The organism is Baekduia soli (assembly GCF_007970665.1).
In the GTDB taxonomy this organism is placed as follows: Bacteria; Actinomycetota; Thermoleophilia; order Solirubrobacterales; family Solirubrobacteraceae; genus Baekduia; species Baekduia soli.
This window is the reverse complement of record NZ_CP042430.1, coordinates 4858615-4885612: the sequence shown is the minus strand read 5'-3', so window position 1 is coordinate 4885612 and position 26998 is coordinate 4858615. Positions and strand designations below refer to the sequence as shown.

Genomic DNA, 26998 nt, shown 5'->3' with positions numbered 1-26998 from the left:
CGCGCCGCATGCCCACGACGAGTCAGCTGGTCCGCAAGGGCCGTACGCCCAAGCCGCGCAAGATGTCCACTCCCGGCCTGAAGTCCGGCAAGGGGAACAAGAAGAAGATCGCCGCGCCCCAGCGCCGCGGCGTCTGCACGCGCGTCTACACGACCACGCCCAAGAAGCCCAACTCGGCGCTGCGCAAGGTCGCCCGCGTGCGGATCACCGGTGCGATGGAGGTCACGGCCTACATCCCGGGCGAGGGTCACAACCTGCAGGAGCACTCCGTCGTGCTCGTCCGCGGAGGCCGCGTCAAGGACCTCCCGGGTGTGCGTTACAAGGTGGTGCGCGGCACCCTCGACGCGTCGGGCGTGACCGACCGCAAGAAGTCCCGCTCCATGTACGGCGTCAAGAAGAAGTAGAGCCCGAATGCCCCGCCGCGCAGCAGCTTCCATCCGGCCGATCGAGCCGGACCCCGTCCATCGCTCCCGCCTGGTCACCCAGGTGGTCAACAAGGTCATGCTCGACGGCAAGAAGAGCACGGCCGAGCGGATCGTCTACGACGCGCTCGCCATCATCGGCGAGAAGACCGGCAAGGACCCGGTCGAGCAGCTCGAGGCGGCGCTCAAGACGCTGACCCCGGCGCTCGAGGTCCGCTCCCGCCGCGTCGGCGGCGCGACCTACCAGGTCCCCGTCGAGGTCCCCGCGCGCCGGGCGCGCACCCTCGCTGTCCGCTGGCTCGTCGAGTTCGCCCGTCAGCGCCGCGAGAAGACGATGGCCCAGCGTCTGGCCAACGAGCTCATGGACGCGATCAACCAGCAGGGCGGCGCCTTCAAGCGCAAGGACGACATCTACCGCATGGCGCAGGCCAACAAGGCCTTCGCCCATTACCGCTGGTAGCCGCGCCTCCGCGCCCGCACCGCTGCACCGTCGGCCGCCCCCGGGGCGGCCGTCGTCGTTCCGGCCCCGGCCGCGATGAGCAGCGCGCCGCCGGCGGCGAGCAGCAGCGCTCCGCCGAGGGTCTCGAGGTAGTAGCCCGCGCCGGGGCCGGCGGTGGCCGTCGCGTACAGGTCGCCGACGGCGCCCGTGTCGTGCAGGTGCGGGCGGTCCCAGGCGATCGCGATCGCCAGCGCGGCCACGCCGGCCGCGGCCAGGCCGGCCATCGCGGCGCGGGCGCCCCGCAACCCCAGCGCCAGGAGCCAGAGCCCCAGCAGGCCGAGCAGCAGCAGCGCCGGCCCGTGGCGTTCCCAGCCCGAGGTGCCGGTGGTGCGCCCTGGCGTCCCCACCCGGATGGCGATGACGGTCGCCGGCGTGGCGGCGACGAGGCAGAGGGCCCCGGCGAGGCCCGCGACGGCGGGCAGCAGGCGCTGTGGCGTCGCGCCCGCGGGCCGGGCCCCGGGGCGCCGGTCGACGACCCCGCCTTTGCTATCATCGGGCTCGTTCCCGCGTTCAGCGCTGCTCACGTGCGCGCCCCGCGGAACCGCTCTCTGCGCAAGATGGAGACCTCGAGCACATAGCGCGCCGACCAGGGACAGCCCCCTGACGTGCGTGCGGGCCCGAGGGGCCCGTTTTTTTTGCCCGCAGCCACCACGCCCCCCCCGCCAGCCGACACTGCTCTGATGCCACGCAAGTACTCCCTCCAGAAGACCCGGAACATCGGGATCATGGCGCACATCGACGCCGGCAAGACGACGACGACCGAGCGCATCCTGTACTACACCGGCCGCACCTACAAGATCGGTGAGGTCCACGAGGGCGCGGCCACGATGGACTGGATGGAGCAGGAGCAGGAGCGTGGCATCACGATCACCTCCGCGGCCACCACGTGCGAGTGGGACAGCCACCGCATCAACATCATCGACACGCCGGGCCACGTCGACTTCACGGTCGAGGTCGAGCGCTCGCTGCGCGTCCTGGACGGCGCCATCGCGGTCTTCGACTCGGTGGCCGGCGTCGAGCCGCAGTCCGAGACCGTCTGGCGCCAGGCCGATAAGTACCGCGTGCCCCGCATCGCGTTCATCAACAAGATGGACCGCATCGGCGCGGACTTCGACCGCTCCGTGCAGACGATGATCGACCGCCTGGGCGCCAACGCCGTGCCCGTGCAGCTGCCGATCGGCGCCGAGGCCGACCTCATCGGCATCATCGACCTGGTCGCGATGAAGGCCATCATCTACAACGATGACCTCGGCAAGGACTTCGACGTCGTCGAGATCCCCGAGGAGCACCGCGACCGCGCCGACGAGGCCCGCGAGGCGCTCATCGACGCCGTCACGACCTTCGACGACGACCTCGCCGAGGCGTACCTCGAGAACGGCGACGTCGAGGTGCCCCAGCTCAAGGCCGCGATTCGCAAGGCCGTCCTCGAGCTCGGCATCACTCCCGTCTTCTGCGGCTCGGCCTTCAAGAACAAGGGCGTGCAGCCGCTGCTGGACGCGGTCGTCGACTACCTGCCGTCCCCGCTGGACGTGCCGCCGGTCGAGGGCATCGTCGAGGCGCGCAACGGCGACATCACCGAGGAGGTGCGCAACGCCTCCGACGAGGAGCCGTTCGCCGCGCTGGCCTTCAAGATCGCCGCCGACCCGTTCGTCGGCAAGCTCACCTACTTCCGCGTGTACTCCGGGCGCCTGTCGGCCGGCTCGCGCATCCTGAACGTCTCCTCCGGCAAGACCGAGCGCGTCGGCCGCATCCTGATGATGCACGCCAACGACCGCGAGGAGCTCGACGAGGTCTACGCGGGCGACATCGCCGCGGCGGTCGGCATCAAGCAGATCGTCACGGGCGACACGCTCGCCGCGCCCGACGCCCCGATCAAGCTCGAGAACATCGTGTTCCCCGAGCCGGTCATCAAGGTGGCCGTCGAGCCCAAGACGAAGTCCGACCAGGAGAAGATGTCGGTCGCCCTGGGCCGCCTGGCCGAGGAGGATCCGACGTTCCAGGTCCAGACGAACGAGGAGACGGGCCAGATCGAGATCTCCGGCATGGGCGAGCTGCACCTCGAGGTGCTGGTCGACCGCATGCGCCGCGAGTTCAACGTCGAGGCCAACGTCGGCAAGCCGCAGGTCTCCTACCGCGAGACCATCCGCGGCACCGCCACCAAGATCGAGGGCAAGTTCGTCCGCCAGACCGGCGGCTCGGGCCAGTACGGCGTCGTCTACATCGACATGGAGCCGGCGCCCGGCGAGGGCTTCGACTTCGTCTCCAAGATCAAGGGCGGGGCCGTCCCCACCGAGTTCATCCCCGCGATCGAGAAGGGCGTCGAGGAGGCCATGGAGACCGGCGTCAAGGCCGGCTACCCCATGGTCGACATCCGCGTCACGCTCGTCGACGGCAAGTACCACGACACGGACTCCTCGGAGATCGCGTTCAAGGTCGCCGGCTCGCTGGCCTTCAAGGAGGCCGCCCGCCGGGCCAAGCCCGTCCTGCTCGAGCCGATCTTCGCCGTCGAGGTCGTCACCCCCGAGGACTTCCTCGGCGACGTCATCGGCGACCTGAGCAAGCGGCGCGGGCGCGTCGAGGGCCAGGAGCGCCGCGGCAACGCGCTGGCGGTCACCGGCAAGGTCCCGCTGTCGGAGATGTTCGGCTACGCGACCGACCTGCGCTCCAACACGCAGGGCCGGGCCACCTACACCATGCAGTTCGACAGCTATGACGAGGTTCCGCCGAACATCGCGGAGAAGATCGTCGAGGGCCGCAGCGGCGCCGCCAACGCGGCCTGATGTGACCGGGCGGACGCCTGCCGGCGATCCGCGATAGCTTTCCCTGGTTCGCCAGGACCCACCCCCCTCCAAAGACTTCCAGAAGGAGCGAACAGAAAGTGGCGAAGGAGAAGTTCGAGCGCGACAAGCCGCACGTCAACGTCGGCACCATCGGTCACATCGACCATGGCAAGACGACGCTGACCGCGGCCATCACGACGGTGCTCGCCGAGAAGATGGGCGGCACGGCCAAGAGCTTCGCGGAGATCGACAACGCTCCTGAGGAGAAGGAGCGCGGGATCACCATCGCGACCTCGCACGTCGAGTACCAGACCGAGGCCCGCCACTACGCGCACGTCGACTGTCCCGGTCACGCCGACTACGTCAAGAACATGATCACCGGCGCCGCGCAGATGGACGGCGCGATCCTGGTGGTCTCGGCGGCCGACGGCCCCATGCCCCAGACGCGCGAGCACATCCTGCTCGCTCGCCAGGTCGGCGTGCCCTACATCGTCGTGTTCCTCAACAAGGCCGACATGGTCGACGACGACGAGCTCCTCGAGCTCGTCGAGGTCGAGGTCCGCGATCTGCTCTCCGAGTACGACTTCCCCGGCGATGACATCCCGTTCATCACCGGCTCGGCGCTCAAGGCGCTGGAGGGCGACGAGGAGTACAAGCAGAAGATCTTCGACCTGGCCGACGCGCTGGACACCTACATCCCCGAGCCGGTGCGCGACCTGGACAAGCCCTTCCTGATGCCCGTCGAGGACGTCTTCTCGATCACGGGCCGCGGCACGGTCGCGACCGGCCGCATCGAGCAGGGTGTCGTCAACACCGGCGACAACGTCGAGATCGTCGGCATCAAGGACACGACCACCACGGTCGTGACCGGCGTCGAGATGTTCCGCAAGATCCTCGATCAGGGCCAGGCCGGCGACAACGTCGGCTGCCTCCTGCGCGGGACCAAGCGCGAGGACATCGAGCGCGGCCAGGTGCTGTGCAAGCCGGGATCGATCACCCCGCACACGAAGTACAAGGCCGAGGTCTACGTCCTGAAGAAGGAGGAGGGCGGCCGTCACACGCCGTTCTTCACGGGCTACCGTCCGCAGTTCTACTTCCGGACCACCGACGTGACGGGCGTGGCCAACCTGCCCGAGGGCGTCGAGATGGTCATGCCCGGCGACAACGTCGCCATGGAGATCGAGCTCATCCAGCCGATCGCCATGGACGCCGGTCTGCGGTTCGCCATCCGCGAGGGTGGCCGCACCGTGGGCTCGGGCGTCGTCACCGAGGTCATCCAGTAGCAGTCCTGAGCGGCGCCGCCTCGGGCTCGTGAGCCCGGGGCGGGGACCCGCTCGGGAATCCAATTCGGATACGACAGCAGGATGTGGGGCGGAGACCCGTCGGAATCGGCGAGCGGTCCGCCCCCATAGCCGCGAAGGCACCCAGTCAGCAGCATCCCCCAGACAGCAGACGGAATCGTCAGAGACAGGCAGATGGCAGCCGCCACACAGAACAAGATCCGCATTCGCCTCAAGGCCTACGACCACCAGGCCCTCGAGACCGCGGCCAAGGAGATCGTCGAGACGGCGACGCGCACCGGCGCGACCGTCTCGGGTCCCGTGCCGCTGCCGACCGACCGCAACATCTACGCGGTCATCAAGTCGCCGTTCAAGGACAAGGACTCGCAGGAGCACTTCGAGATCCGGACGCACAAGCGCCTGATCGACATCCATGGGCCGACCCCCAAGACGGTCGACTCGCTCCAGCGCCTGGACCACCTCCCCGCCGGCGTGAACATCGAGATCAAGCTCCTCACCTAGATGCCAGCCATCCTTGCCAAGAAGCTGGGCATGACCCAGGTCTTCCTCGACGACGGCCGCGTCGAGCGCGTCACCGTGCTCGAGGCCGGCCCGTGTCCCGTCACCGCGATCCGCACGCCGGACCGCGACGGCTACGAGGCCGTCCAGCTGGCGTTCGGCGCGTCGAAGGAGAAGCACCTCTCCAAGCCCGAGCTCGGCCACCTCAAGAAGGCCGGCGCGCCCCCGCTGCGCCATATCGTGGAGTTTCGCGACGAGGCCGGCGAGCTGCAGGTCGGCGACACGGTGACCGTGGAGGCCTTCGAGGTCGGCCAGAAGGTCAAGATCGCCGGCACGAGCAAGGGCAAGGGCTTCCAGGGCACGATCAAGCGCCACAACTTCAAGCGCGGGCCGAAGTCCCACGGCTCGCACAACGTGCGCGCCCCGGGATCCATCGGCGCCTCCGCCTGGCCCGCCCGCGTGATGAAGGGCATTCGCGGCCCGGGCCAGATGGGCAACAAGCGCGTCACCCAGAAGGGGCTGGAGATCGTTCGCATCGACGCGGGCGAGAACCTGCTGCTGGTCCGCGGCTCGGTCCCCGGGCCCAAGAGCGGCTTCGTGGAGGTCCGCACCGATGCCTAGTGCCAAGAACCTGAGCGACGGCAAGGACGTCGCCCTGGACGACGTCGCCTTCGGCGCGCGCTTCAACGGCCCGCTGGTGCACGAGTCCGTGCGCGCGGAGCTCGCGGCCAAGCGCCAGGGCACGTCGTCGACCAAGACGCGCGGCGAGGTCCGCGGCGGCGGCGCCAAGCCGTGGCGCCAGAAGGGCACGGGCCGTGCCCGCGCCGGCTCGTCCCGCTCGCCGATCTGGACCGGCGGCGGCACGACGTTCGGGCCCAAGCCTCGCCACTTCACCTTCAAGGTCAACCGCAAGGAGCGCCGCGCGGCGTTCCGCAGCGCGCTGTCTGTGCACGCCGAGCGCGGCTCGCTGGCCGTGTTCGACACCGGCGCCTTCGACGAGATCTCGACCAAGGCCGCGGCGCGCCTGGTGGCCGACTGGGGCGCCCGGGGCTCCCTGCTGGTGATCCTCGGCGAGTCCGAGGAGCGCGCGGCGCTGAGCTTCCGCAACCTGTCCAACGTCCGCGGCGTGGTGCCGACCACCAACGTCGGCGTCGCCGATCTCATCGGCGCCGCCAACGTGCTGGTCAGCCCCGCGGCGCTCGAGGCGCTGACGGCCCGCGCCAAGGGCGAGAAGTCCCAGACCACCGAGGAGGCGAGCGCCTGATGGACGCCAGCCAGGTGATCATCCGGCCGGTCGTGAGCGAGAAGTCCTACGTGCTCGCGACCGCCGACAAGTACACGTTCCGGGTCCACCCGAACGCCCACAAGACCCAGATCCGCCAGGCCATCGAGTCGCTCTTCGACGTCAACGTCGTCGAGGTGCGCACGATGTCGGTGAAGTCCAAGCCCAAGCGCCGCGGCCAGACCGCCGGTCGCACGCGGGCCTGGAAGAAGGCGATCGTCCAGGTGGCGCCGGGCCAGTCCATCCCGATCTTCCAGGGCCTGCAGGGCCTCGAGGAGTCGTAGACCATGCCGATCCGCAAGCCCAAGCCCACGAGCCCGGGCCTCCGCTTCGTCTCGTATCCCGACTTCGCCGAGATCACGAAGACCGAGCCGGAGCGCACGCTCGTCGAGGGCCTCAAGAAGTCCGGCGGGCGCAACAGCTACGGCCGCAAGACCTCCCGCCATCGCGGCGGCGGGGCGAAGCGCCTGTACCGCAAGATCGACTTCAAGCGCCGCCGCGACGGGATTCCCGCCAAGGTCGCCGCCATCGAGTACGACCCCAACCGGACCTCGTACATCGCGCTGCTGCACTACGCCGATGGCGTCAAGTCCTACATCCTGGCTCCGCAGCGCCTGCAGGTGGGCGCGACGGTCATGTCGGGCCCCGAGGCCGAGATCGCGACGGGCAACTGCCTGCCGCTGTCCAACATGCCGACGGGCACCGTGGTGCACAACGTCGAGCTGCAGCCCGGCCGTGGCGGCCAGCTCGGCCGCTCCGCGGGCGTGAGCATCCAGCTCATGGCCAAGGAGGGCGGCATGGCGACGCTGCGCCTGCCCTCCGGCGAGATGCGCCTCGTGCGCGCCGAGTGTCGGGCCACCGTCGGCACCATCGGCAACGCCGACCACCAGAACGTCAAGATCGGCAAGGCCGGCCGCAAGCGTCACATGGGCGTGCGCCCGCAGACGCGAGGCACCGCCATGAACCCCGTGGACCATCCGCACGGCGGTGGCGAGGGTTCGACCACGCCGGGCCGCCATCCGGTCACGCCCTGGGGCGTCCCGACCCTCGGGTACCGCACCCGCAAGAAGAACAAGTCGTCTGACCGCTACATCGTCCGCGGCCGCCGTCGCGGCAAGGGCAAGCGGTAGAGGAAAGCGCCACCATGAGCCGTTCGAGCAAGAAGGGACCGTTCGTCGAGGAGCGTCTGATGACGCGCATCGAGCGACTGAACGCGTCCAACAGCAAGCAGATGGTCCGCACCTGGTCGCGGACCTCGACGATCTTCCCCGAGATGGTCGGCCACACCATCGCCGTACACGACGGGCGCAAGCACGTGCCCGTGTTCGTGTCGGAGTCGATGGTGGGCCACAAGCTCGGCGAGTTCGCGCCGACGCGGACCTACCGCGGGCACGTCGACACCGGGAAGAAGCGATGACCCCGGCCGACGACCCCAAGCAGGACGAGGTCCTCGAGGACAACGCGCCGGAGACCCCGGTCGAGAAGTCGGGCACCGGCGAGGCCGTGCTGCCCGAGCCCGCCGAGCCGCCGGCCGAGCCCCAGGCCGCCGCCGAGGAGCCCGAGGCCGCCGGCGAGCCCGAGGCCGCCGGCGAGCCCGAGGCCGCCGCCCCCGCCAAGCCCCGCCGTCGCCGCGGCGCGAAGGCCGACGCCCCCGCGCAGGAGGCCCCGGCCCCCGCGCGCAAGGCCACCCGCTCCGGCGAGGCGCGTCCCGTCGTCCGCGCGCACGCCAAGTACGTCCGCACGTCGGCGCGCAAGGCGCGCCTGGTCTGCGACCACATCCGCGGCAAGTCGGTCACCGAGGCACGCGCGATCCTCGCGCACACGCCCCGCGCCGTGGCCGAGGACTGGCAGAAGCTCCTGGAGTCCGCCGTCGCCAACGCCGAGCACAACCACGAGCTGCTCGGCGACGACCTGCGGATCCTGTCCGTCACCGCCGACGAGGGCCCGACGCTCAAGCGCTTCCAGCCGCGCGCGATGGGTCGCGCCTCGCGCATCCGCAAGCGCACGTCGCACCTGTCGATCGCGCTCACCCCGAAGGAGCAGTAAGCATGGGTCAGAAGGTCCATCCCGAGTCCATGCGCGTGGGGTACATCCACGACTGGAAGTCGAACTGGTTCACGGAGCGCGAGTTCAGCGACTACCTCGCCGAGGACGTCGCGATCCGTGGTCACATCACGGGCAAGCTCGCGCACGCCGGCCTCTCCGACATCACGATCCGCAAGGACGCCAACGAGGTGGAGATCAACATCCACACCGCGCGCCCCGGCATCGTGATCGGCAAGTCCGGCAGCGAGGTCGATGCCCTGCGCCGCGATCTGCACCGCATCACCAAGAAGCAGATCAAGGTCAACATCCTCGAGATCAAGCGCCCCGAGCTCGACGCCAAGCTCGTCGCGCAGTCGATCGCCGAGCAGCTGCAGAACCGCGTCGCCTTCCGCCGCGCCATGAAGCGCGCGCTCACCAGCGCGATGCGCTCGGGCGCCAAGGGCTGCAAGATCCAGGTCGGTGGCCGCCTCGGCGGCTCCGAGATGGCACGCACGGAGATGTACTCCGACGGCCGCGTGCCGCTGCACACGCTGCGCGCCGACATCGACTACGGCTTCTACGAGGCCCGTACCACCTTCGGCCGCATCGGCTGCAAGGTGTGGATCAACAAGGGCGAGATCATGCCCGAGGGCTACGGCGGCTCCGACCTCACCGAGATCGAGGCCCCCCAGGCCGCCGGCATGGACCGCGGCAACGATCGCGGCGGCCGTGGCCGCAACGATCGCGACGGCCGCGGCGGCGGGCGCGGCGGACGCGGCGGCGGCCCCGGTGGGCCGGGCGGCTCCGGTCGCGGAGGACGCGGCGGCGGCGGCGGCGGACGCGGGCCCGGTGGGCCCGGCGGCTCCGGTCGCGGCGGCAGCGGCCCGCGCGGCGGTGGCTACGGAGGTGGCCGGTAGATGCTCTCCCCCAAGCGTGTGAAGCACCGCAAGCAGCACCGCGGGCGCAAGCCCGGGTTCTCACGCGGCCAGACCAAGGTGCAGTTCGGCGAGTACGGCATCAAGTCGCTCGACGCCGGCTGGCTCACCAACCGCCAGATCGAGGCCGCGCGTATCGCGATGACCCGCAAGATCAAGCGCGGCGGCAAGGTCTGGATCAACGTGTATCCCGACAAGCCGGTGACCAAGAAGCCCGCCGAGACCCGCATGGGCTCCGGCAAGGGCTCGCCCGAGGGCTGGGTCGCCGTCGTCAAGCCGGGCCGCGTCATGTTCGAGCTGGCCGGGGTTCCCGAGCCCCTCGCCCGCGAGGCCCTGCGCCTGGCCGGCATGAAGCTGCCCGTCCGCACCAAGATCGTGACCGCGGAGGACTGGTCCTGATGGACGCCAAGGAGATCCGCGACCTTCGCGACGACGAGCTGCTGGACCACATCAAGACGGTCCGACGCGACATCTTCGGCCTGCGCTTCCAGCACGCCACCGGCGAGCTGGAGAACAGCGCCGGCCTCCGCTCCACCAAGCGCGACCTCGCTCGCGCTCTGACCATCGCCCGCGAGCGCGGGATCGACACGGACAAGTAGCCATGGCTGACGAGACCCCTGACACCACCGACTCGGACCCCGCCCGCCCGACCCCTCCCGCCGAGACCGCGGAGGAGACCGTGGCCCCCGAGGCCGCGGTCGAGGCGCCTGCCGAGCCGGCGGCCCCCGCCGAGCCGGTCGTCCCCCAGACCCCCAAGGAGCGCAAGGCCGCCGCGCGCGCCCGCCGCGGCAACCGCCGCGCCGCCACGCCCGAGGAGCGCGCCACGGAGCGCAAGGCCAAGGCCGCCGCCCGCTCGCGCTACCGCGCCAAGCGCCGCGAGAAGCTGCAGGCCGCCCGCGCCGAGGCCGGCCCCGCGCCGACCACGGCGCCCAAGGAGCACGGTCCCGGCGCCCCCAAGGAGCGCCTGGGCATCGTCGTCTCCGACAAGGCGGACAAGACGATCACGGTCCGCATCGACGTCGCGCGCCGGCATCGCCGCTACCAGAAGATCGTCCGCAGCTCGACGACGCTGCACGCCCACGACGAGGCCAACGACGCCCACGCCGGCGACCGCGTCCGCGTCATCGAGTCCCGCCCGCTGAGCGCGACGAAGCGCTGGCGCCTCGTCGAGGTCCTGGAGCGTGCCAAGTGATCGCCCTGCTCCGTCGGACCAGCGCTGCGGTCGCTCGTGAGGTGACGGCATGATCCAGAACGAGTCACGCCTCAAGGTCGCCGACAACACCGGCGCCCGCGAGATCCTCGTCATCCGCGTGCAGGGCGGCTCGCGCCGCAAGTACGCGCATGTCGGGGACGTCATCACCGCCACCGTCAAGACCGCCAGCCCGCAGGGCACGGTCAAGAAGGGCGAGGTCGTCAAGGCCGTCGTCGTGCGCACGAAGAAGGAGTTCGGGCGTGACGACGGGACCTACATCGCCTTCGACGAGAACGCCGCGGTGATCATCGACGCCGCCGGCAACCCGCGCGGGACGCGCATCTTCGGGCCGGTGGCCCGCGAGCTGCGCGACCGCAACTACATGAAGATCATCTCGCTCGCCCCGGAGGTGCTCTAGCATGGCCGCCAAGAAGCCCGCGCCCGTCAAGAAGGCCCGCGCCCTCAAGATCCGCCGCGACGACGAGGTCGTCGTGATCAGCGGCAAGGACCGCGGCAAGACGGGCAAGATCCTCCGCGTCGACCCCAAGAAGGACAAGGTCTTCGTCGAGGGCCTGAACATCATCAAGCGCCACCAGCGCCCGCTGCCCAACGCGCCGCAGCGTGAGGCCGGGGTCATCGAGCGCGAGGGCCCCATCCACATCAGCAACGTCATGCTCATCGATCCCAAGACCAAGAAGCCGACCCGCGTGGGCGTGACCCGCGAGGGGGCGTCCGCAACCGCGTGACGCGCGCTTCGGGAACGAAGCTGGACTAGGACCATGGAAGCCGCCATCCAGACCGCGCGCCTCAAGACGCGCTACCTCGAGGAGATCCGACCCGCGCTGATCGAGCGCTTCGGGTACTCGAGCTACATGCAGGCCCCCCGCCTCGAGAAGGTCACCCTGAACATGGGCGTCGGTGACGCCAAGCAGGACTCCAAGGTTCTCGACGCGGCCGCCGAGCAGCTCGCGACGATCGCCGGCCAGAAGCCGTCGATCCGGCGCGCCCGCAAGTCCATCGCGCAGTTCAAGGTCCGTGAGGGCATGCCCGTCGGCGTCAGCGTGACGCTGCGCGGCGAGCGCGCCTACGAGTTCATCGACCGGCTGGTGTCCGTCGCGCTCCCGCGCACGAGGGACTTCCGGGGCCTCAAGCCGACGTCGTTCGACGGCCGGGGCAACTACTCGATGGGGCTGCGCGAGCAGATCATCTTCCCCGAGATCGACTACGACGCCATCGACAACGTGCGTGGCCTCGACATCACGGTCACGACCTCCGCTGCATCCGACACCGAGGCGTACGCGTTGCTCGAGGCGTTCGGGTTCCCCTTCAGCCGCGAGGGCAACCCGTACGTGACCGCCGACGCCGGCGCCAACCAGGAGAGCTAGACCCGTGGCCAAGACATCGCAGAGAGTCCGCCAGCAGCGCGGGTCCAAGTACAAGACGCGGGAGTACACCCGCTGTCGCAAGTGCGGCCGTTCGCGTGCGGTCTACCGCAAGTTCGGCGTGTGCCGCATCTGCCTGCGCGAGCTCGCGCACAACGGCTTCATCCCCGGCATGACGAAGTCGAGCTGGTGACCACATGTCGATGACCGATCCGATCGCCGACTACCTGACCCGGATCCGCAACGCGATCCAGGCCCAGCACGACATCGTCGAGATCCCGGCCTCCAAGCTCAAGCGCGAGATGACCCGCATCCTCGCCGAGCAGGGCTACATCGACGGCTGGGAGACCGAGGCGCCCACGCCCGACCACCCGAGCGAGCTCATCCGCATCCAGCTCAAGTACACCGAGCAGCGGAAGTCCGTCGTGTCCGGGCTGCAGCGGGCCTCGCGCCCCGGCCAGCGCTACTACGTGCCGGCCACGGGCATCCCCAAGGTCCTGGGCGGGATGGGGACCGCCATCGTCTCGACGTCCCAGGGCGTCATGACCGGCCACGAGGCCCGTCGCCGCGGCATCGGCGGCGAAGTGGTCGCGAAGGTCTGGTGACCCCATGAGCCGAATCGGTCGCAAGCCCATCCCGGTCCCCGCCGGGGTCTCCATCTCCATCGAGCCCGAGATGGTCCGTGTCAACGGGCCCAAGGGCGAGCTCTTCGAGCGCATCCACCGCGACATCACGGTGGAGCACAACGAGGACGAGCTGATCGTCACGCGCCCCACCGACCGCGGCGAGCACCGCGCCCTGCACGGGCTCACGCGCTCGCTGGTGGCCAACATGGTCGAGGGCGTCACGTCGGGCTACACCAAGACGCTCGAGATCCAGGGCGTCGGCTACCGCGCGGTCCTCAAGGGCCGCGACCTGGAGCTGGCGCTCGGCTACTCGCACCCGGTGTCCATCAAGGCGCCGGACGGGATCGAGTTCGAGGTGCCCCAGCCGACGCGCGTCATCGTCCGCGGCATCTCGAAGCAGGCGGTCGGCGAGATCGCCGCCAACATCCGCAAGCAGCGGCCCCCGGAGCCCTACAAGGGCAAGGGCATCCGCTACGAGGGCGAGTACGTCGCCCGCAAGGTCGGTAAGCGAGCATGAGCATCACCACCCCTGAGCAGCGCCGTCTCAAGCGCCGCCGCCGCGTCCGCGCCAAGGTGCGCGGCACGGCCGAGCGCCCGCGCATCTCCGTGTTCCGGTCCAACCGCGGCATCGCCGCCCAGCTCGTCGACGACGATGCGGGGCGCACGCTGGCCGCGGTCCAGTGGACCGAGCCCGAGCTGCGTGAGCTCAAGAAGGCCGAGCAGAGCACCAAGGCCGGCGAGCTGCTCGCGCAGCGCGCGAAGGCGGCCGGCATCGAGCGCGCCGTCTTCGATCGCGGCGGCTACCAGTACCACGGACGCGTGAAGGCATTCGCCGACGGCGTCCGCGAGGGAGGCATCGCCGTATGAAGCACGACAGCTTCGCCGACCGCGCCGTCAGCCCCGTCGGGCTGGACCTGCAGGAGCGGGTCGTCGAGATCAACCGCGTCGCCAAGGTCGTCAAGGGCGGCCGTCGGTTCTCGTTCACGGCCCTCGTGGTCGTCGGCGACGAGCAGTCGGTCGTCGGCATCGGCTACGGCAAGGCCAACGAGGTTCCGATCGCCATCCAGAAGGGTGTCGAGCGGGCCAAGAAGAACCTGTACCGCGTCCCGAAGCACGGCTCGACGATCACCCACCCGGTGCTCGGCGTGTTCGGCTCCGGCCGCGTGCTGCTCAAGCCGGCCTCGCCCGGTACCGGCGTCATCGCCGGCGGCGGCGTGCGCGCCGTGCTCGAGCTCGCGGGAATCCACGACATCCTGAGCAAGTCGCTGGGCACGCAGAACCCGATCAACCTCGTCAAGGCGACGCTGGCCGGCCTGCAGGACCTGCGCACGCCCGAGGAGGTCGCCGAGATCCGCGGCCTGTCGATCGCCGAGGTCCTGGGCCTCACCAACAGCAACGGCGGCGCCGTCGAGACGCTCGAGGGCGTGGCCCTCGAGGAGGACGGCGGGGCCGTGGCGGTCGCCGAGGTCGAGCCCGAGGTCGAGGCCGAGGGTGGCGAGGCCGAGGCGCAACCGGAGGCCGAGGCCTGATGCCCAAGGTGACCCAGATCAAGTCCAAGAACGGCTCGACGCAGCGCCAGCTCGACACGCTGCGCTCGCTCGGGCTGCGGCGCATCGGCCACACGGTCGAGGTCAAGGACACCCCGCAGTCGCGGGGCATGCTGCATCGCGTCCGTCACCTGATCACCGTCCAGGAGGACTGACATGGCCGACGAGGCCGACGACAAGCCCGAGGCCATCGGGCTCCACAACCTCAAGCCCGCCCCGGGCAGCCGCAAGCCGCGCAAGCGCGTCGGCCGCGGCGAGGGCTCGGGCACCGGCAAGACCGCCGGCCGCGGCCAGAAGGGCTACGGCTCGCGCTCGGGCGCCAAGGACCGCGCGCGGTTCGAGGGCGGCCAGATGCCGATCCACATGCGGATGCGCAAGCTGCGCGGCCCGCACATGAAGAAGTCCATGCCGTTCGAGCCGTTCCGCACGCACACGCAGGCGGTCAACCTCAAGGACCTCGAGTCCCGCTTCGACAGCGGCGCCGAGGTGACCCTCGAGGCGCTCAAGGCCGCCGGGCTGGGGACGCGCAAGGACATCCCGGTCAAGATCCTCGCCAAGGGCGAGATCTCCAAGCCGCTGACCGTGCATGCGCACAAGTTCAGCGGCACCGCCCGCGCGGCCATCGAGGCCGCGGGCGGCACCGTGCACGTCATCGACGCCTAGCGGCGCCCGTCACCGCTGCGCAGGACCCGAGCGCCCCGGCACCCCGGGGCGCTCGGCCGTCCTGCGACCGCGTCTAGCGGTCGTCGACGTTGCCCGCGACGATCTGCGGGCTGAGCTGGAACAGCTGCGGGTCGCGCGGGTCGACGGTGAGGCTGACCCAGTGGGTGTTGGCCGCCCCGAACGTCTCGACGCGCGTGAACTTCTCCACGACCTGCCCGTTGTCGTAGCTCAGCGGCTTGTCGACCTTGTAGTAGTGGCTGTCACCGTGGACCAGCAGCGTCTGACCGGGGAAGGCGATGGCCTGGCGCCGCAGCTCGGCGGGGAGGTCCAGCAGCCCGTCGTACTCCTCGGGCTGCAGCTTCTGCTCGTTGTTGAAGTTCGGGTCCGACTGCCAGGTGACGACGACGCCCCTGGCCCCGATCTGCGTCGCCTTGACGTAGGACTCCTGCAGCCAGTGGATGTTCGCGGCCTGCCGCGCATCGTGCTCGGCCTCCTGGCGGGCGATCTCGGCGTCCGACCGGGTCTCGCCGTCGACCCCCGCGTGCGGGAGGTTGTCGTTGGAGCCCTGGAAGTCCAGGGTCACGTAGAGCACGGGCCCGGCGACCCAGCGCGCGTTCTCGGAGTAGTCCGCGTAGCCGGCCTCGGTGCTCTCGCGCTCGACGCGCATGGGACGGGCGCCGAGCGTCCGCTCGTCGGCGAAGAACAGCCTGCGCTCGAAGGCCAGCCTCTCCTCCGGGTCGTAGCCGCCGGTGCCCGGGCCGTAGCGACCCCAGCAATCGGTCCAGTCGTTGTCCCCCGGGGTCACGACCACCGGGAAGCGCAGGCTGTCGAACCACGCCTTGCTCTGGGTGTAGAGCTCGTCCGTGCACGCCCCGTCGCCACCGGCCTTCAGATCGCCGTCGAAGATCGCGAACGCCGGTCGGGCGGCGTTCATGTCGCCCAGGAGCCTCGGATACTCGGTCCGGCCGGCGGCGCCGTAGGGCATGTCACCGAACAGGCCGACGGTGTAGGAGCGCTCGAGGCCGTACCCACCGTGGCCGGCGCCACCGCCGCCCGGCCCGGGATCGCCGCCGCGATCGGCCACCGCCGCGGTCGCCACCACCGTCGCCGCGATCACGGCCGCGGTCATCGTCAGACGCTTCAGACCCTGCATGGACATCCTCCGTCAGCTCGTCGGGATCAGACGGGGGCGACGCTAGGCCGGGCGGCCGGGGTGGTCGTTGACGTATGGTTGCCCGGCCGTGGCGATCCTGGGAACGGCGCGGTCGGTCAGGGCGCGGGCGCGTGCGCCCCGGCGCAGGCGACGAGCTCCCGCGACCCGGGCTCGGGGGCCGGCCGCGCGGGTGACGAGCTGGGTCGGTTACCCTTCGCGGTCGCATGCTGTCGACCATCATGAGCGCCTTCACGGTGCCCGAGATCCGCAAGAAGCTCGCCTTCACGGCGATGCTGCTCGCGCTCTACCGCCTCGGCTCCCACATCCCGGTGCCCGGGATCAACCTGCAGGCGGTCAACGACATCCAGTCGCAGTTCGGCGGGGGCGGGATCCTCAACCTGCTGAACACGTTCTCGGGTGGCGGGCTGAGCCGGATCGCGCTGTTCGCGCTGGGGATCATGCCCTACATCACCGCGAGCATCATCCTGCAGCTGCTCACGGTCGTCGTGCCGTCGCTGGAGAAGCTGCAGAAGGAGGGCGAGGTCGGGCAGGCGCGCATCACGCAGTACACGCGCTACCTGACGGTCGGCCTGGCCTTCGCGCAGTCCATCGGCTACGTCTTCCTGTTCAAGTCGCTCAGCGCGTCGGCCGGCGAGAAGGTCATCTCGACGTTCGACACGCCACACGTCTTCCTCATCGTCATCTCGCTGACCGCGGGCACGATCCTGCTCATGTGGATGGGCGAGCTGATCACCCAGCGCGGCATCGGCAACGGCATCTCGCTGATGATCTTCGCGTCGATCGTCGCGCGCCTGCCCGGCGGCGTCTCGAACTGGTGGAACAACCCCGACCAGGTCTTCGTCGTGATGATGCCGTTCATCGCGCTCGGCGTGGTCTGCGCGATCGTGTTCATCCAGGAGGGCCAGCGCCGCATCCCGGTCCAGTACGCCAAGCGCGTCATCGGGCGCCGCATGAGCGGCGGCGGCCAGACCTACCTGCCGCTGCGGGTCAACATGGCCGGCGTCATCCCGGTCATCTTCGCCGCGTCGATCATGGCCTTCCCGCCCACCGTGGGCCAGCTCATCAACACGCCGGGCACCCACAGCATCGCCAACTTCTTCGGGCCGACGAAGGCGCCGTACGTCATCGGCGAGTCGCTCTTCATCATCCTGTTCACCTACTTCTACACGGCGGTGACGTTCAACCCCGTCGACCAGGCCGACAACCTGAAGAAGTACGGCGGGTTCATCCCGGGGGTGCGGCCCGGCCGGCCGACCGCCGAGTTCCTGGACCGGATCCTGGCCCGGCTGACGTTTCCCGGAGCGCTGTACCTGGCCGCGGTCGCCGCGTTCCCGACCATTCTCATCGCCGCCACGGGCGCCACGCAGTCGTTCTACTTCGGCGGAACGTCGCTGCTGATCGTCATCGGCGTGGCCCTGGACACGATGAAGCAGCTCGAGGCGCAGCTCATGATGCGCAACTACGAAGGCTTCCTGAAGTAGGATGCCCGACCTTCCCGGAACCGGGCGCATCCGCGCCCCGGTCGCCACGGGAACGACCACCCCCCTCGTGTCAGAGCTCAACCTCATCCTCGTCGGACCTCCCGGCGCCGGCAAGGGCACCCAAGCCGAGCGCCTCACGGAGGACTTCAACCTCCCGTACTTCGCGACGGGCAACATCCTGCGCGCCGCGGTCGCGGACGGCACGGACCTCGGGAAGCAGGCCAAGGCGTTCATGGATGCCGGGGACCTCGTCCCCGACGAGGTGATCATCGGGGTCATCCTCGAGGCGCTGCAGGGCGAGGACGCCAGCGACGGCTTCCTCCTGGACGGCTTCCCGCGCACGGTGCCGCAGGCCGATGCGCTGGGGGAGGCCCTGGACAAGGTCGGGCGGTCGCTGACCGCGGTGCTGCTCATCGACGTCGACGACGACGAGGTCGTCCGGCGGCTCTCGGGACGGCGCACCTGCGTCAAGTCGGGCCACACCTACCACGTCGAGTTCGACCCGCCCAAGCACGCCGACGTCTGCGACCAGGACGGCTCGCGGCTCGTCCAGCGAGACGACGACAAGCCCGACACCATCCGCAAGCGCCTGTCGGTCTACCACGAGCAGACCGAGCCGCTCGTGGCCTACTACGACGACCGCGACCTGCTGCGCCGCTTCGACGGCACGCGCCGCCCGACCGAGGTCCACGACCACATCCGGGCGACCGTCGCCACGCTGCGCCTGGAAGACGAGCTCTAGCCCGTCCGCCGTGATCATCAAGAAGTCCCCCGCCGAGATCGAGAAGATGGCCGCCGCCGGCGCCATCCACGCCCGCACGATGAAGCTCATCGCGAGCAAGATCCGCGAGGGCGTCAGCACCGCCGAGCTCGACCAGGCCGCCGAGCGCTTCATCCGCTCCCAGGGGGCCGTGCCGTCCTTCAAGGGCTACCGGGGCTTCCCGGGCTCGATCTGCGCCTCGCCCAACGCGATGGTCGTCCACGGCATCCCCGGCCCCTACCGGCTGGCCAAGGGCGACGTGATCAGCATCGACATCGGCGTGACCCACGAGGGGTGGGTCGCCGACGGCGCCGTCACGTTCGCGGTGGGCGCGGTGACGCCCGTCGCCGCGAAGCTGCTGGAGGTCACGCGCCGGTCGCTGTTCGACGCGGTGGAGCAGTGCCGCCCCGGGAACCGGCTCAGCGACGTCTCGCACGCCGTCCAGCAGACCGTGGAGTCCGAGGGCCTGTCCGTCGTGCGCTCGCTGGTCGGCCACGGCGTCGGGCGCAGCATGCACGAGGAGCCGCAGATCCCGAACTACGGCGATCCGGGCAAGGGCCCGATGCTCGAGCCCGGCATGGTGCTCGCCATCGAGCCGATGACCACGGCCGGGCGCCACATGGTCCGCATGGGCGACGACGGCTGGGCGATCTACTCCCAGGACGGCTCGCTGGCCGCGCACTTCGAGTTCACGATCGCGATCACGGCCGACGGGCCGCGGATCCTGACGCCCTGGCACGAGGGCGACGACGGCCTCTGAGCCGGGGGCGCCCGCGCCGCGTCGCGGCAGGCGATCGTTCGCCACCAGACGACGCGGTGGCGCCTTTGCTAGTCTCAACTGTCCGCGCGTGCGCACTGCCCCTGCGTGCGCGCCAACCGTGATGGAGCAGCGGCAGCCCTTGCGGCAGCCAGAGCACATCACCGGGCCCAAACTCTTGAAAGGGATCATGAAGGTACGACCGTCGGTCAAGCCGATGTGCGAGAAGTGCAAGATCATCCGCCGTCATGGCGCGGTGCTCGTGATCTGCCAGAACCCGCGCCACAAGCAGCGCCAGGGATAGGGAAGAAACCACTTAGATGGCACGTATCGCCGGGGTCAACGTCCCCCTCAACAAGCGCGTCGAAGTCGGCCTGACGTACATCTACGGCATCGGCCGCTCGACCTCGAACAGGCTCCTGTCGGACGCCGGGATCCATCCCGACACCTACGTCCGGGACCTCACCGAGGACGAGGTCGGCAAGCTGCGCGACGCGGTCGACGACCTCACGGTCGAGGGCGACCTGCGGCGCGAGCGCTCGCAGAACATCAAGCGCCTGATGGAGATCGGGTGCTACCGGGGCCTGCGCCATCGGCGCGGCCTCCCCGTCCGGGGTCAGAACACCAAGACCAACGCCCGCACGCGCAAGGGCCCGAAGCGCATGTCGGTCGCAGGCAAGAAGAAGGCTGGGAAGAAGTAGCCGATGCCCGCACCCAAGCGCCCGCAGCGCGGCCGCCGCAAGCCGAAGAAGAACATTCCGATCGGCCAGGCCCACATCAAGACCTCGTTCAACAACACGATCGTCTCCCTCACCGACCGCGAGGGCAACGTCATCGCCTGGGAGTCCGCCGGCGGTGCCGGCTTCAAGGGCTCCCGCAAGTCGACGCCGTTCGCCGCGCAGGTCACGGCCGATGCCGCCGCCCGCAAGGGCATCGAGCAGGGCCTCCAGAAGGTCGAGGTGTTCGTGAAGGGTCCCGGCTCCGGTCGCGAGACGGCGATCCGCTCGCTCCAGGCCGCCGGCCTCGAAGTGACCGGCGTCAAGGACGTCACCCCGCAGGCCCACAACGGATGCCGGCCCCGCAAGCGCCGCCGCGTCTGAGGTTTCCGACACATGGCTCGTGATACAGGCCCCCAGTGCAAGCAGTGCCGCCGCGAAGGCCAGAAGCTCTTCCTCAAGGGTGAGCGCTGCCTGACCGACAAGTGCGGCGTCGAGCGCCGCGCGTACCCGCCCGGCGACCACGGCCGAGGCCGCCAGAAGCAGTCCGAGTACCGCGTGCAGCTGCGCGAGAAGCAGAAGGCGCGCCGCTACTACGGCGTGCTCGAGAGCCAGTTCCGCCGCTACTACGACAAGGCGTCGCGGCAGCCGGGCATCACCGGCGAGAACCTGCTCATGCTGCTCGAGTCGCGCCTGGACAACGTCGTCGTGCGCCTCGGCTTCGCCGCGTCGCGCCGCCAGGCGCGCCAGATGATCCGTCACGGCCACTGGACGATCAACGGCCGCCGCGTGGACATCCCCAGCTACCAGGTGCGCGAGGGCGACGTCCTCGCGGTCAAGGTCGGCACGGGCGCCGAGGCCATCATCCGCGACGCCACCGAGCTCACCGCGCAGGTGCCCGCGTGGCTGCAGGCCGACCACGACGGCCTGACGGCGAAGGTGCTCCGCAAGCCCGAGCGTCGCGAGATCACGACGCCCGTGCAGGAGCAGCTCATCGTCGAGCTGTACTCCAAGTAGGACCGACTTGACGCGCGCCCTCCCGTGACACCGCGTGGGAGGGCCGCGCGAGAGGCCCGGCGACTCCCCCTCTGCGCCGGGACACGACAAAGAACCAGGACCTCCCAGTGCTCGACTTCCAGATCCCTCGCATCACCAGCGAATCCGTCGAGGAGCATCGCGGCTCGTTCGTGATCGAGCCCCTCGACCGCGGCTTCGGCTACACGTTCGGCAACTCCCTGCGCCGCGTGCTGCTGTCCTCGCTGGCCGGTGCGGCCGTCACGAGCGTGCGGATCGAGGGCGTCGCCCACGAGTTCTCGACGATCAAGGGCGTCACCGAGGACGTCACCGACATCGTCCTGAACCTCAAGGGCATCGTCTGCCGCATGCATTCCGACGCCACGGAGATCGAGGCGCCCCTCGTCGTCACCGGCCCCGGTGAGATCACGGCGAAGGACATCGACCTGCCGGCCGGCGTCGAGATCCTCAACCCCGACGTGCACATCGCGACGCTCGAGAAGAAGACGAAGCTCGAGATGTACATGACGATCGGCCGCGGCCGCGGCTACCGCCCGGCGGAGGAGAACAAGTCGCCCGACCAGCCGATCGGCGTCATCCCGATCGACTCGATCTTCTCGCCCGTGCGCCGCGTCGCCTACTCGGTCGAGCAGGCCCGCGTCGGCCAGCGCACCGACTACGACAAGCTCACGCTCGACATCGAGACCGACTCCTCGATCGAGCCGCAGGCCGCGCTGCGCGAGGCCGCCGAGATCCTCATCTCCCAGCTGGCGATCTTCACCGACGCCGACCGCATCGAGGAGCTCCGTGCGGGCCCGGGCGGCGCGCTGGACCCCGGCCAGGTTCCCGGCGTCAACGGCGCCGGCGCGACGAGCCAGGGCCCGATGCACGACATCCTCATCGAGGAGCTCGAGCTCGGCGTCCGGTCCTACAACTGCCTCAAGCGCGCCGGGATCCAGACGGTCGGCGACCTCATCTCGAAGTCCGAGGGCGAGCTCGCGGCCATCCCGAACTTCGGCAAGAAGTCCATCGACGAGGTCATCGAGACGCTGCACGCCCGCGGGCTGGCGCTGCGCGACGACTGAGCCCCAGTCTCCCGTCGCCCCCGGCACCGACCAAGGAACCGATCCCATGCGCCACCAGAAGACCCGTCACAAGCTCAGCCGTTCCACCGCGCACCGCAAGGCGCTGCTCGCCAACCTCTGCAAGGAGATCATCGAGCACGAGCGGATCAAGACGACCGAGGCCAAGGCCAAGGCCGTCAAGCCCGAGGTCGAGCAGCTCATCACGCTCGCCAAGCGCGGCGACCTGCACGCCCGCCGCCAGGCGCTGTCGGCGCTGGGCCAGGACAAGTTCGCGGTGCACAAGCTGTTCGAGGAGGTCGCGCCGCGCTACGTGGAGCGCCCGGGCGGCTACACCCGCATCCTCAAGCTCGGCCCGCGCCGCAGCGACTCGACCGAGATGGTGTTCATCGAGCTCGTCTAGATCGCCCCAGGGGGGCGATCTGCGGCACGTGGTCCCACGGGCGCCCTGACGGGCGCCCGTCGTCGTTAGGCTCCGCCACCGCATGGCGGCGACGCGGCTGACCCTGGACTACGACGGCACCGGCTTCGCCGGCTGGGCGCGCCAGCCCGGGCTGCGCACGGTCCAGGGCGTCGTCGAGGACGGCCTCGCGCGCCTGCGCGGAGGACGGCCGGTCGACCTGACGGTCGCCGGGCGCACCGATCGCGGCGTGCACGCCTGGAGCCAGGTCGCGTCCTACCCCGACGATCCGGTCACGGTCGACGGCCTCAACGCCGTTCTCCCGCACGACGTCGCGATCCTGGCCTGCGAGCCGGTCGCCGACGGGTTCGACGCGCGCCGCGACGCGACGTCGCGGACGTATTGCTACCGGCTGCTGGCCCGCAGGGTGCCCTCCGCCTTCGAGCACGGGCGCGCGCTGCACTGGCCGCGGCCCGTCGACCTCGACGCGCTGCACGCCTGCGCCGCCGCGCTGATCGGCACGCACGACTTCACGGCGTTCACGCCGACCGAGACCGACCACGTGCGCTTCGAGCGCGACGTGCTGCACGCGGGGTGGACCCGCGAGGGCGACGTGCTCGAGTTCTGGATCCAGGCCGACTCGTTCATGCGGCACATGAACCGCACGCTGGTCGGCACGATGCTGGAGGTGGCCGGCGGGCGCCGGGCGCCTGAGGACTTCCGGGCGCTGCTGGAGGGCCGCCCGCGGGCGGCGGCGGGGCCGACGGCCCCGCCGCACGGGCTCTACCTCGCGGCCGTTGGCTTCGGCGGGGCCACGGAGAGCTGAGCGCCTGCCCTACAGCGCGTGGCCGCGCCCACGGCCACGGTACCCCGTGAAGAACAGCGCGAGGGCGACGATCGCCAGCGCGAAGATGATGGGGTGGATGATCGCGCCGCCGGCGATGGCGATGATGAGCAGGATGATGCCGAGGATGAGCAGCATGGGATTCCTCCGTGAGGGTGGGTTGGACGGTCAGCCCGGCCGGGGTGTGCCCGCACCCCCTCGCTCTGCAAACAGGTGTGTGACGGTCGAGGACCGGGGCGCCCCGTCCGGCGCGACGTATCCTGGAGGCCGTGCGCGTGCTGCTGACCAACGACGACGGGATCGACGCGGAGGGACTGCGCCTCCTGCGCGCCGAGCTGCTGCGGACGGAGGGCGTCGACCTCGTCGTCATCGCCCCCGACGGCAACCGCTCGGCGATCGGGCGCGGGATCACGACGCGCCGGGCGCTCGGTGTGCAGCGCATCGAGTTCGGCGACGGCGGCCACGGCTACGCGACCGACGGCACGCCGGTGGACTGCGTGCGGCTGGCCGGACTCGGCCTCGTCGAGGGCTGGGAGCCCGACCTGGTGGTCGCGGGCATCAACCACGGCTCCAACCTCGGCGACGACGTGACCTACTCGGGGACGGTCGCCGCGGCCATGGAGGGCATCGTGCTGGGCCTGCCGGCCATCGCCGTCTCCCAGCAGTCGCTCAAGCGCGAGATGGACTTCCGCCTGGGCCTGGAGTTCTCCTTCGCCGCCGCCGCGCGCTTCACCGCCCGCGTCGTCGAGGAGCTCGAGGTCGTCCCGCTGCCCCCCGGGACGCTGCTGAACATCAACGTCCCGGCCAACGAGCCCAGCGGCGTCGAGGTCGCGCGGCTCGGCCGGCGGATCTACCGCGACCAGCTGCGGCCCGAGGGCGACGCGCCCGAGGACGGCCCGCGCCGGTACTTCATCTACGGCGAGCAGGCGGGGTTCGAGGACGAGCCGGGCACCGACCTGGCCGCCGTCGCGGCCGGGCGCATCGCGGTGACGCCGATGCACCTGGACCTCACCCACCACGACGGGATCGGCCCGCTCTCGGCGTCGGACCTGCACCGGCTGCTGGCGCCCGCGGAGGATGAGGTGCAGGGGTGACGGCGCCGGCGGCCTCGGCGCGGCGCGCCGAGGAGCTGCGCGCGCTGCTGCGCCACCACGCCGAGCGCTACTACGTGCTCGACGACCCCGAGATCGGCGACGACGCCTACGACGCCCTCCTCGACGAGCTGCGCGGGCTCGAGGCCGAGCACCCCGAGCTGCTCACCCCCGACTCGCCGACCCAGCGCGTCGGCGGCACGCCGGTCTCCAGCCTGGAGAAGGTCACCCACCTGCTGCCGATGCTCTCGCTGGCCAACGCCCGCAGCGAGGAGGAGCTGCGTGCGTGGGTGGGCCGCATGCGCAACCACCTCGCCCGCGAGGGCATCGACGACCCGCGGTTCGAGTATGTCTGCGAGCCCAAGATCGACGGGCTGGCGATCTCGCTCCTGTACCGCGACGGGATCCTGGAGCGCGGGGCGACACGCGGCAACGGCGAGGTCGGCGAGGACGTCACCCACAACCTGCGGACGATCCCGTCCATCCCGGCGCGCATCGCGGTCGCCGACGGCGAGGACCCGCCCGCGCTGCTGGAGGTCCGCGGCGAGGTCTACATGTCGCTGCCCGACTTCCAGGCGCTCAACGAGCGCCGCGCCGAGGCCGGGGAGTCGACGTTCATGAACCCGCGCAACGCCGCGGCCGGGACGATCCGCCAGCTCGACCCGCGGCTCGCGGCGCAGCGCCCGTTGTCCATGTGGTGCTACGGCGTCGGTGCCATGGAGGGCGCGCGCTTCACGAGCCACTGGGACAGCCTGCGCTGGCTCGAGGCCCACGGCTTCCGCGTCAACGGCGACGTGGTGCGCCTCGGCGGCGAGGACGAGGCCGTCGCCCGCTGCCTGGCGTGGCAGGAGCGCCGCGGCGGCCTGGACTTCGAGATCGACGGCGTCGTCGTCAAGGTCGACGACGTCGAGCTGCAGCGCCGGCTGGGCGTGGTGGGGCGCGACCCGCGCTGGGCGATCGCGTGGAAGTTCCCGCCGACGACCGCGGTCACGACGCTGCGCAACGTCCTGTGGAACGTCGGGAAGTTCGGCGACCTGCACCCGTTCGCCGAGCTCGAGCCCGTCCACGTCGGCGGGGTGACGGTGAAGATGGCCACGCTGCACAACGAGGAGGACCTCGCGCGCAAGGACGTGCGCCCCGGCGACGAGGTCATCGTCCTGCGGGCGGGCGACGTCATCCCGCAGGTCGTCTCGCCGGCCCCGCACGCCGCCGAGCGCGCCGATCGCGCGCCCGTCCCGCGCCCGCCGGCGCGCTGCCCGGTCTGCGACACGCCGACGGTCAAGCCCGAGGGCGCGGTCTTCACCCGCTGCCCGAACGTCGTCTGCCCCGGGCGCCAGTGGCAGCTGCTCAAGCACTTCGCCTCCCAGGGTGCGATGGACATCGACGGGCTGGGCGAGAAGCAGGTCGCCGCCCTGCAGGAGGCGGGGCTCGTGCGCACCGCCGCCGACTTCTACCGCCTGACCCCCGAGGCGCTGGAGGCGCTGGAGGGCGTCGGGGAGGTCTCCGCACGGCGCCTGGTCGACGCGATCGCCGCCTCCCGCGACCGCCCGTTCGGCCGCGTCCTGTTCGCGATCGGCCTCGAGGAGGTCGGCTTCGTCACCGGGCGCAGCCTGGCCCAGCAGTTCCGCACGATCGACGCGCTCCTGGCCGCGACGCCCGACGAGATCCAGCAGACCCCGGGTGTCGGCCCGATCATGGCCCGGCGCATCGCCGACCAGCTCGCCGACGAGGACCGGCGCGCGCTCATCGCCGACCTGCGGGCCCAGGGGCTGCGGTTCGAGGAGGACGGCCCGCCGCCGGGGGAGGGGCCGCTGAGCGGGCGCACGCTCGTGCTGACCGGCACGCTGCCCGACCTGACGCGCGAGCAGGCCACCGAGCGGATCACGGCCGCCGGCGGCCGGGTCACGAGCTCGGTGTCCAAGAAGACCGACTACGTCGTGGCCGGCGAGTCGCCGGGCTCCAAGCTCGAGAAGGCCGAGCGCCTCGGGGTGGCGGTCCTCGACGAGGCCGGCCTGCTGGGGCTGCTGGAGCCATGAGCGCGGCCGTCGCGCTGCGCCCGCTGACCGCCGACCTGCGCCCGGCGGTGCTCGCCCTCGGCCTCGGGCCCGGGCAGGAGCGCTTCTCGGGCGCGCCCGCGGCGACCGTCCCCACCGGCGACGCCCACGGCTCGCGCGAGCACGTCGTCATCGTCGAGGGCGAGACGCCCGTGGGCTACTTCCAGCTCGACCGCCACAGCGTGCCCGGCGCACCGGCCGGCCGCGACGTGCTCGGGTTGCGGGCCCTGCTCGTCGACCACGCCGCGCAGGGCCGCGGCGTCGGCCGCGCCGCGATGCTCGCCCTGCCCGCCTACGTCCGCAAGCGCTTCCCGGCCTGCCGGCGCGTGACCCTGACGGTCAACCTCGGCAACCCGGCGGCGATCAGGATCTACCGCGACGCGGGGTTCGCCGACACCGGCGAGATCTTCCGCCACCGCACGGCCGGTCCCCAGCACGTCATGCTGCTCGAGCTCGGCGACGCGCCGGGCTGA

General features: G+C 70.8%; 40 protein-coding genes and 1 pseudogene. 38 read left to right on the top strand and 3 right to left on the bottom strand.

All coding sequences use genetic code 11. The features are described from left to right. The first annotated feature begins 8 nt into the window (after positions 1 to 8). Positions 9 to 404, top strand: a complete 396-nt coding sequence (gene rpsL, locus FSW04_RS23780) for a 30S ribosomal protein S12 (RefSeq protein WP_146922796.1) — start codon at positions 9 to 11, stop codon at positions 402 to 404. A gap of 7 nt (positions 405 to 411) precedes the next feature. Beyond that, positions 412 to 882, top strand: a complete 471-nt coding sequence (gene rpsG, locus FSW04_RS23775; protein ID WP_146922793.1) for a 30S ribosomal protein S7 — start codon at positions 412 to 414, stop codon at positions 880 to 882. Here the strand turns inward: rpsG and FSW04_RS23770 are convergent. Further along, positions 870 to 1445, bottom strand: a complete 576-nt coding sequence (locus FSW04_RS23770) for a hypothetical protein (protein WP_146922792.1) — start codon at positions 1443 to 1445, stop codon at positions 870 to 872. The two genes, rpsG and FSW04_RS23770, sit on opposite strands and share 13 nt — an antisense overlap. Before the next feature lie 156 nt (positions 1446 to 1601). Here FSW04_RS23770 and fusA point away from each other — a divergent pair, with 156 nt between their 5' ends. The 23 genes and pseudogenes from fusA (at position 1602) to rplO (ending at position 15152) form a co-directional block, all read left to right on the top strand. Further along, the gene (gene fusA / locus FSW04_RS23765; protein WP_146922790.1) at positions 1602 to 3701 is read left to right on the top strand and encodes an elongation factor G; all 2100 of its coding nucleotides are present in this window, start codon (positions 1602 to 1604) and stop codon (positions 3699 to 3701) included. Positions 3702 to 3799: 98 nt separating this feature from the next. Continuing rightward, on the top strand, positions 3800 to 4984 hold the full coding sequence (gene tuf, locus FSW04_RS23760; RefSeq protein ID WP_146922788.1) for an elongation factor Tu: 1185 nt from the start codon (positions 3800 to 3802) through the stop codon (positions 4982 to 4984). Positions 4985 to 5176: 192 nt separating this feature from the next. Continuing rightward, positions 5177 to 5503, top strand: coding sequence for a 30S ribosomal protein S10 (gene rpsJ, locus FSW04_RS23755; RefSeq protein WP_146922786.1), 327 nt, complete (start codon positions 5177 to 5179; stop codon positions 5501 to 5503). Beyond that, positions 5504 to 6121: a 50S ribosomal protein L3 gene (gene rplC / locus FSW04_RS23750; protein ID WP_146922784.1), complete on the top strand. Its 618-nt coding sequence runs from the start codon at positions 5504 to 5506 to the stop codon at positions 6119 to 6121. After that, entirely contained in the window at positions 6114 to 6764 is a 651-nt protein-coding gene (gene rplD, locus FSW04_RS23745) for a 50S ribosomal protein L4 (protein ID WP_146922782.1), read from the top strand. Before rplC ends, rplD begins: the two co-directional genes overlap by 8 nt. Continuing rightward, positions 6764 to 7066: a 50S ribosomal protein L23 gene (gene rplW / locus FSW04_RS23740; protein WP_146922780.1), complete on the top strand. Its 303-nt coding sequence runs from the start codon at positions 6764 to 6766 to the stop codon at positions 7064 to 7066. The genes rplD and rplW overlap by 1 nt, the downstream gene beginning before the upstream one ends. A 3-nt stretch (positions 7067 to 7069) precedes the next feature. After that, on the top strand, positions 7070 to 7912 hold the full coding sequence (rplB, locus tag FSW04_RS23735) for a 50S ribosomal protein L2 (RefSeq protein ID WP_146922778.1): 843 nt from the start codon (positions 7070 to 7072) through the stop codon (positions 7910 to 7912). Between the two features lie 14 nt (positions 7913 to 7926). Next, a complete protein-coding gene (rpsS, locus tag FSW04_RS23730; RefSeq protein ID WP_146922776.1) occupies positions 7927 to 8199 on the top strand; it encodes a 30S ribosomal protein S19 in 273 nt (90 codons plus the stop codon). A 344-nt stretch (positions 8200 to 8543) separates the two neighbouring features. Beyond that, complete coding sequence (rplV, locus tag FSW04_RS27600; protein WP_228431347.1) at positions 8544 to 8828, top strand: 50S ribosomal protein L22; 285 nt, start codon at positions 8544 to 8546, stop codon at positions 8826 to 8828. 2 nt (positions 8829 to 8830) lie between these two features. Continuing rightward, positions 8831 to 9724: a 30S ribosomal protein S3 gene (gene rpsC, locus FSW04_RS23720; protein ID WP_146922774.1), complete on the top strand. Its 894-nt coding sequence runs from the start codon at positions 8831 to 8833 to the stop codon at positions 9722 to 9724. Beyond that, positions 9725 to 10141: a 50S ribosomal protein L16 gene (gene rplP / locus FSW04_RS23715; RefSeq protein WP_146922772.1), complete on the top strand. Its 417-nt coding sequence runs from the start codon at positions 9725 to 9727 to the stop codon at positions 10139 to 10141. Further along, positions 10141 to 10341 carry a 50S ribosomal protein L29 gene (rpmC, locus tag FSW04_RS23710; protein WP_146922770.1) on the top strand — a complete coding sequence of 67 codons (201 nt, stop codon included), beginning with the start codon at positions 10141 to 10143 and terminating at the stop codon, positions 10339 to 10341. Before rplP ends, rpmC begins: the two co-directional genes overlap by 1 nt. Before the next feature lie 284 nt (positions 10342 to 10625). Further along, the gene (gene rpsQ / locus FSW04_RS27595) at positions 10626 to 10934 is read left to right on the top strand and encodes a 30S ribosomal protein S17 (protein ID WP_407653006.1); all 309 of its coding nucleotides are present in this window, start codon (positions 10626 to 10628) and stop codon (positions 10932 to 10934) included. A gap of 49 nt (positions 10935 to 10983) precedes the next feature. Next, positions 10984 to 11352 (top strand): 50S ribosomal protein L14, encoded by a 369-nt coding sequence (gene rplN / locus FSW04_RS23700; protein ID WP_146922766.1) that lies wholly within the window; start codon positions 10984 to 10986, stop codon positions 11350 to 11352. Position 11353: 1 nt separating this feature from the next. After that, positions 11354 to 11680, top strand: a complete 327-nt coding sequence (gene rplX, locus FSW04_RS23695) for a 50S ribosomal protein L24 (RefSeq protein ID WP_187369058.1) — start codon at positions 11354 to 11356, stop codon at positions 11678 to 11680. A gap of 33 nt (positions 11681 to 11713) precedes the next feature. Next, positions 11714 to 12319, top strand: coding sequence for a 50S ribosomal protein L5 (gene rplE, locus FSW04_RS23690; protein ID WP_146922764.1), 606 nt, complete (start codon positions 11714 to 11716; stop codon positions 12317 to 12319). Between the two features lie 4 nt (positions 12320 to 12323). Continuing rightward, the gene (locus tag FSW04_RS23685) at positions 12324 to 12509 is read left to right on the top strand and encodes a type Z 30S ribosomal protein S14 (protein ID WP_146922762.1); all 186 of its coding nucleotides are present in this window, start codon (positions 12324 to 12326) and stop codon (positions 12507 to 12509) included. Positions 12510 to 12519: 10 nt separating this feature from the next. Further along, positions 12520 to 12921, top strand: coding sequence for a 30S ribosomal protein S8 (rpsH, locus tag FSW04_RS23680; RefSeq protein ID WP_321167673.1), 402 nt, complete (start codon positions 12520 to 12522; stop codon positions 12919 to 12921). Between the two features lie 4 nt (positions 12922 to 12925). Continuing rightward, the gene (rplF, locus tag FSW04_RS23675) at positions 12926 to 13459 is read left to right on the top strand and encodes a 50S ribosomal protein L6 (protein WP_146922758.1); all 534 of its coding nucleotides are present in this window, start codon (positions 12926 to 12928) and stop codon (positions 13457 to 13459) included. Continuing rightward, positions 13456 to 13809, top strand: coding sequence for a 50S ribosomal protein L18 (gene rplR / locus FSW04_RS23670; RefSeq protein ID WP_146922757.1), 354 nt, complete (start codon positions 13456 to 13458; stop codon positions 13807 to 13809). Before rplF ends, rplR begins: the two co-directional genes overlap by 4 nt. Next, a pseudogene (rpsE, locus tag FSW04_RS23665) lies at positions 13806 to 14321 on the top strand (30S ribosomal protein S5); the annotation flags it as partial. The gene rplR and the pseudogene rpsE, both read left to right, overlap by 4 nt. A gap of 149 nt (positions 14322 to 14470) precedes the next feature. After that, positions 14471 to 14644 (top strand): 50S ribosomal protein L30, encoded by a 174-nt coding sequence (gene rpmD, locus FSW04_RS23660; protein WP_146922753.1) that lies wholly within the window; start codon positions 14471 to 14473, stop codon positions 14642 to 14644. A gap of 1 nt (position 14645) precedes the next feature. Beyond that, positions 14646 to 15152, top strand: a complete 507-nt coding sequence (gene rplO, locus FSW04_RS23655; RefSeq protein ID WP_228430703.1) for a 50S ribosomal protein L15 — start codon at positions 14646 to 14648, stop codon at positions 15150 to 15152. 73 nt (positions 15153 to 15225) lie between these two features. Here rplO and FSW04_RS23650 read toward each other — a convergent pair whose 3' ends face one another. Next, entirely contained in the window at positions 15226 to 16305 is a 1080-nt protein-coding gene (locus tag FSW04_RS23650) for a hypothetical protein (protein ID WP_146922751.1), read from the bottom strand. Positions 16306 to 16529: 224 nt separating this feature from the next. Here FSW04_RS23650 and secY point away from each other — a divergent pair, with 224 nt between their 5' ends. From secY to truA, 10 genes are all read left to right on the top strand, one after another. After that, on the top strand, positions 16530 to 17807 hold the full coding sequence (gene secY / locus FSW04_RS23645) for a preprotein translocase subunit SecY (protein ID WP_146922749.1): 1278 nt from the start codon (positions 16530 to 16532) through the stop codon (positions 17805 to 17807). A gap of 67 nt (positions 17808 to 17874) precedes the next feature. After that, positions 17875 to 18549 carry an adenylate kinase gene (locus FSW04_RS23640; RefSeq protein ID WP_228430701.1) on the top strand — a complete coding sequence of 225 codons (675 nt, stop codon included), beginning with the start codon at positions 17875 to 17877 and terminating at the stop codon, positions 18547 to 18549. Positions 18550 to 18559: 10 nt separating this feature from the next. Beyond that, a complete protein-coding gene (gene map, locus FSW04_RS23635) occupies positions 18560 to 19327 on the top strand; it encodes a type I methionyl aminopeptidase (RefSeq protein WP_146922745.1) in 768 nt (255 codons plus the stop codon). A 187-nt stretch (positions 19328 to 19514) separates the two neighbouring features. Next, positions 19515 to 19628 (top strand): 50S ribosomal protein L36, encoded by a 114-nt coding sequence (gene rpmJ, locus FSW04_RS23630; protein ID WP_037400725.1) that lies wholly within the window; start codon positions 19515 to 19517, stop codon positions 19626 to 19628. 16 nt (positions 19629 to 19644) lie between these two features. Next, positions 19645 to 20025, top strand: a complete 381-nt coding sequence (gene rpsM / locus FSW04_RS23625) for a 30S ribosomal protein S13 (protein ID WP_146922743.1) — start codon at positions 19645 to 19647, stop codon at positions 20023 to 20025. A 3-nt stretch (positions 20026 to 20028) separates the two neighbouring features. After that, a complete protein-coding gene (rpsK, locus tag FSW04_RS23620; RefSeq protein ID WP_146922741.1) occupies positions 20029 to 20424 on the top strand; it encodes a 30S ribosomal protein S11 in 396 nt (131 codons plus the stop codon). Positions 20425 to 20436: 12 nt separating this feature from the next. Next, entirely contained in the window at positions 20437 to 21057 is a 621-nt protein-coding gene (gene rpsD, locus FSW04_RS23615; RefSeq protein WP_146922739.1) for a 30S ribosomal protein S4, read from the top strand. A 107-nt stretch (positions 21058 to 21164) separates the two neighbouring features. Continuing rightward, a complete protein-coding gene (locus FSW04_RS23610) occupies positions 21165 to 22139 on the top strand; it encodes a DNA-directed RNA polymerase subunit alpha (protein WP_146922737.1) in 975 nt (324 codons plus the stop codon). A 46-nt stretch (positions 22140 to 22185) separates the two neighbouring features. Beyond that, positions 22186 to 22539, top strand: coding sequence for a 50S ribosomal protein L17 (gene rplQ, locus FSW04_RS23605; RefSeq protein WP_146922735.1), 354 nt, complete (start codon positions 22186 to 22188; stop codon positions 22537 to 22539). A gap of 82 nt (positions 22540 to 22621) precedes the next feature. Beyond that, complete coding sequence (gene truA / locus FSW04_RS23600) at positions 22622 to 23362, top strand: tRNA pseudouridine(38-40) synthase TruA (protein ID WP_146922733.1); 741 nt, start codon at positions 22622 to 22624, stop codon at positions 23360 to 23362. Positions 23363 to 23371: 9 nt separating this feature from the next. On the opposite strand, the gene FSW04_RS26580 is transcribed toward truA, so the two are convergent. Next, positions 23372 to 23518, bottom strand: coding sequence for a hypothetical protein (locus tag FSW04_RS26580; RefSeq protein ID WP_187369057.1), 147 nt, complete (start codon positions 23516 to 23518; stop codon positions 23372 to 23374). A 131-nt stretch (positions 23519 to 23649) separates the two neighbouring features. Here FSW04_RS26580 and surE point away from each other — a divergent pair, with 131 nt between their 5' ends. Genes surE through FSW04_RS23585 form a run of 3 tightly spaced genes read left to right on the top strand, consistent with a single transcriptional unit; the run spans position 23650 to position 26998 of the window. Further along, positions 23650 to 24474, top strand: a complete 825-nt coding sequence (gene surE, locus FSW04_RS23595; RefSeq protein WP_146922731.1) for a 5'/3'-nucleotidase SurE — start codon at positions 23650 to 23652, stop codon at positions 24472 to 24474. Further along, positions 24471 to 26507 (top strand): NAD-dependent DNA ligase LigA, encoded by a 2037-nt coding sequence (gene ligA / locus FSW04_RS23590; protein WP_146922729.1) that lies wholly within the window; start codon positions 24471 to 24473, stop codon positions 26505 to 26507. The genes surE and ligA overlap by 4 nt, the downstream gene beginning before the upstream one ends. After that, positions 26504 to 26998, top strand: a complete 495-nt coding sequence (locus FSW04_RS23585) for a GNAT family N-acetyltransferase (protein ID WP_146922727.1) — start codon at positions 26504 to 26506, stop codon at positions 26996 to 26998. The genes ligA and FSW04_RS23585 overlap by 4 nt, the downstream gene beginning before the upstream one ends.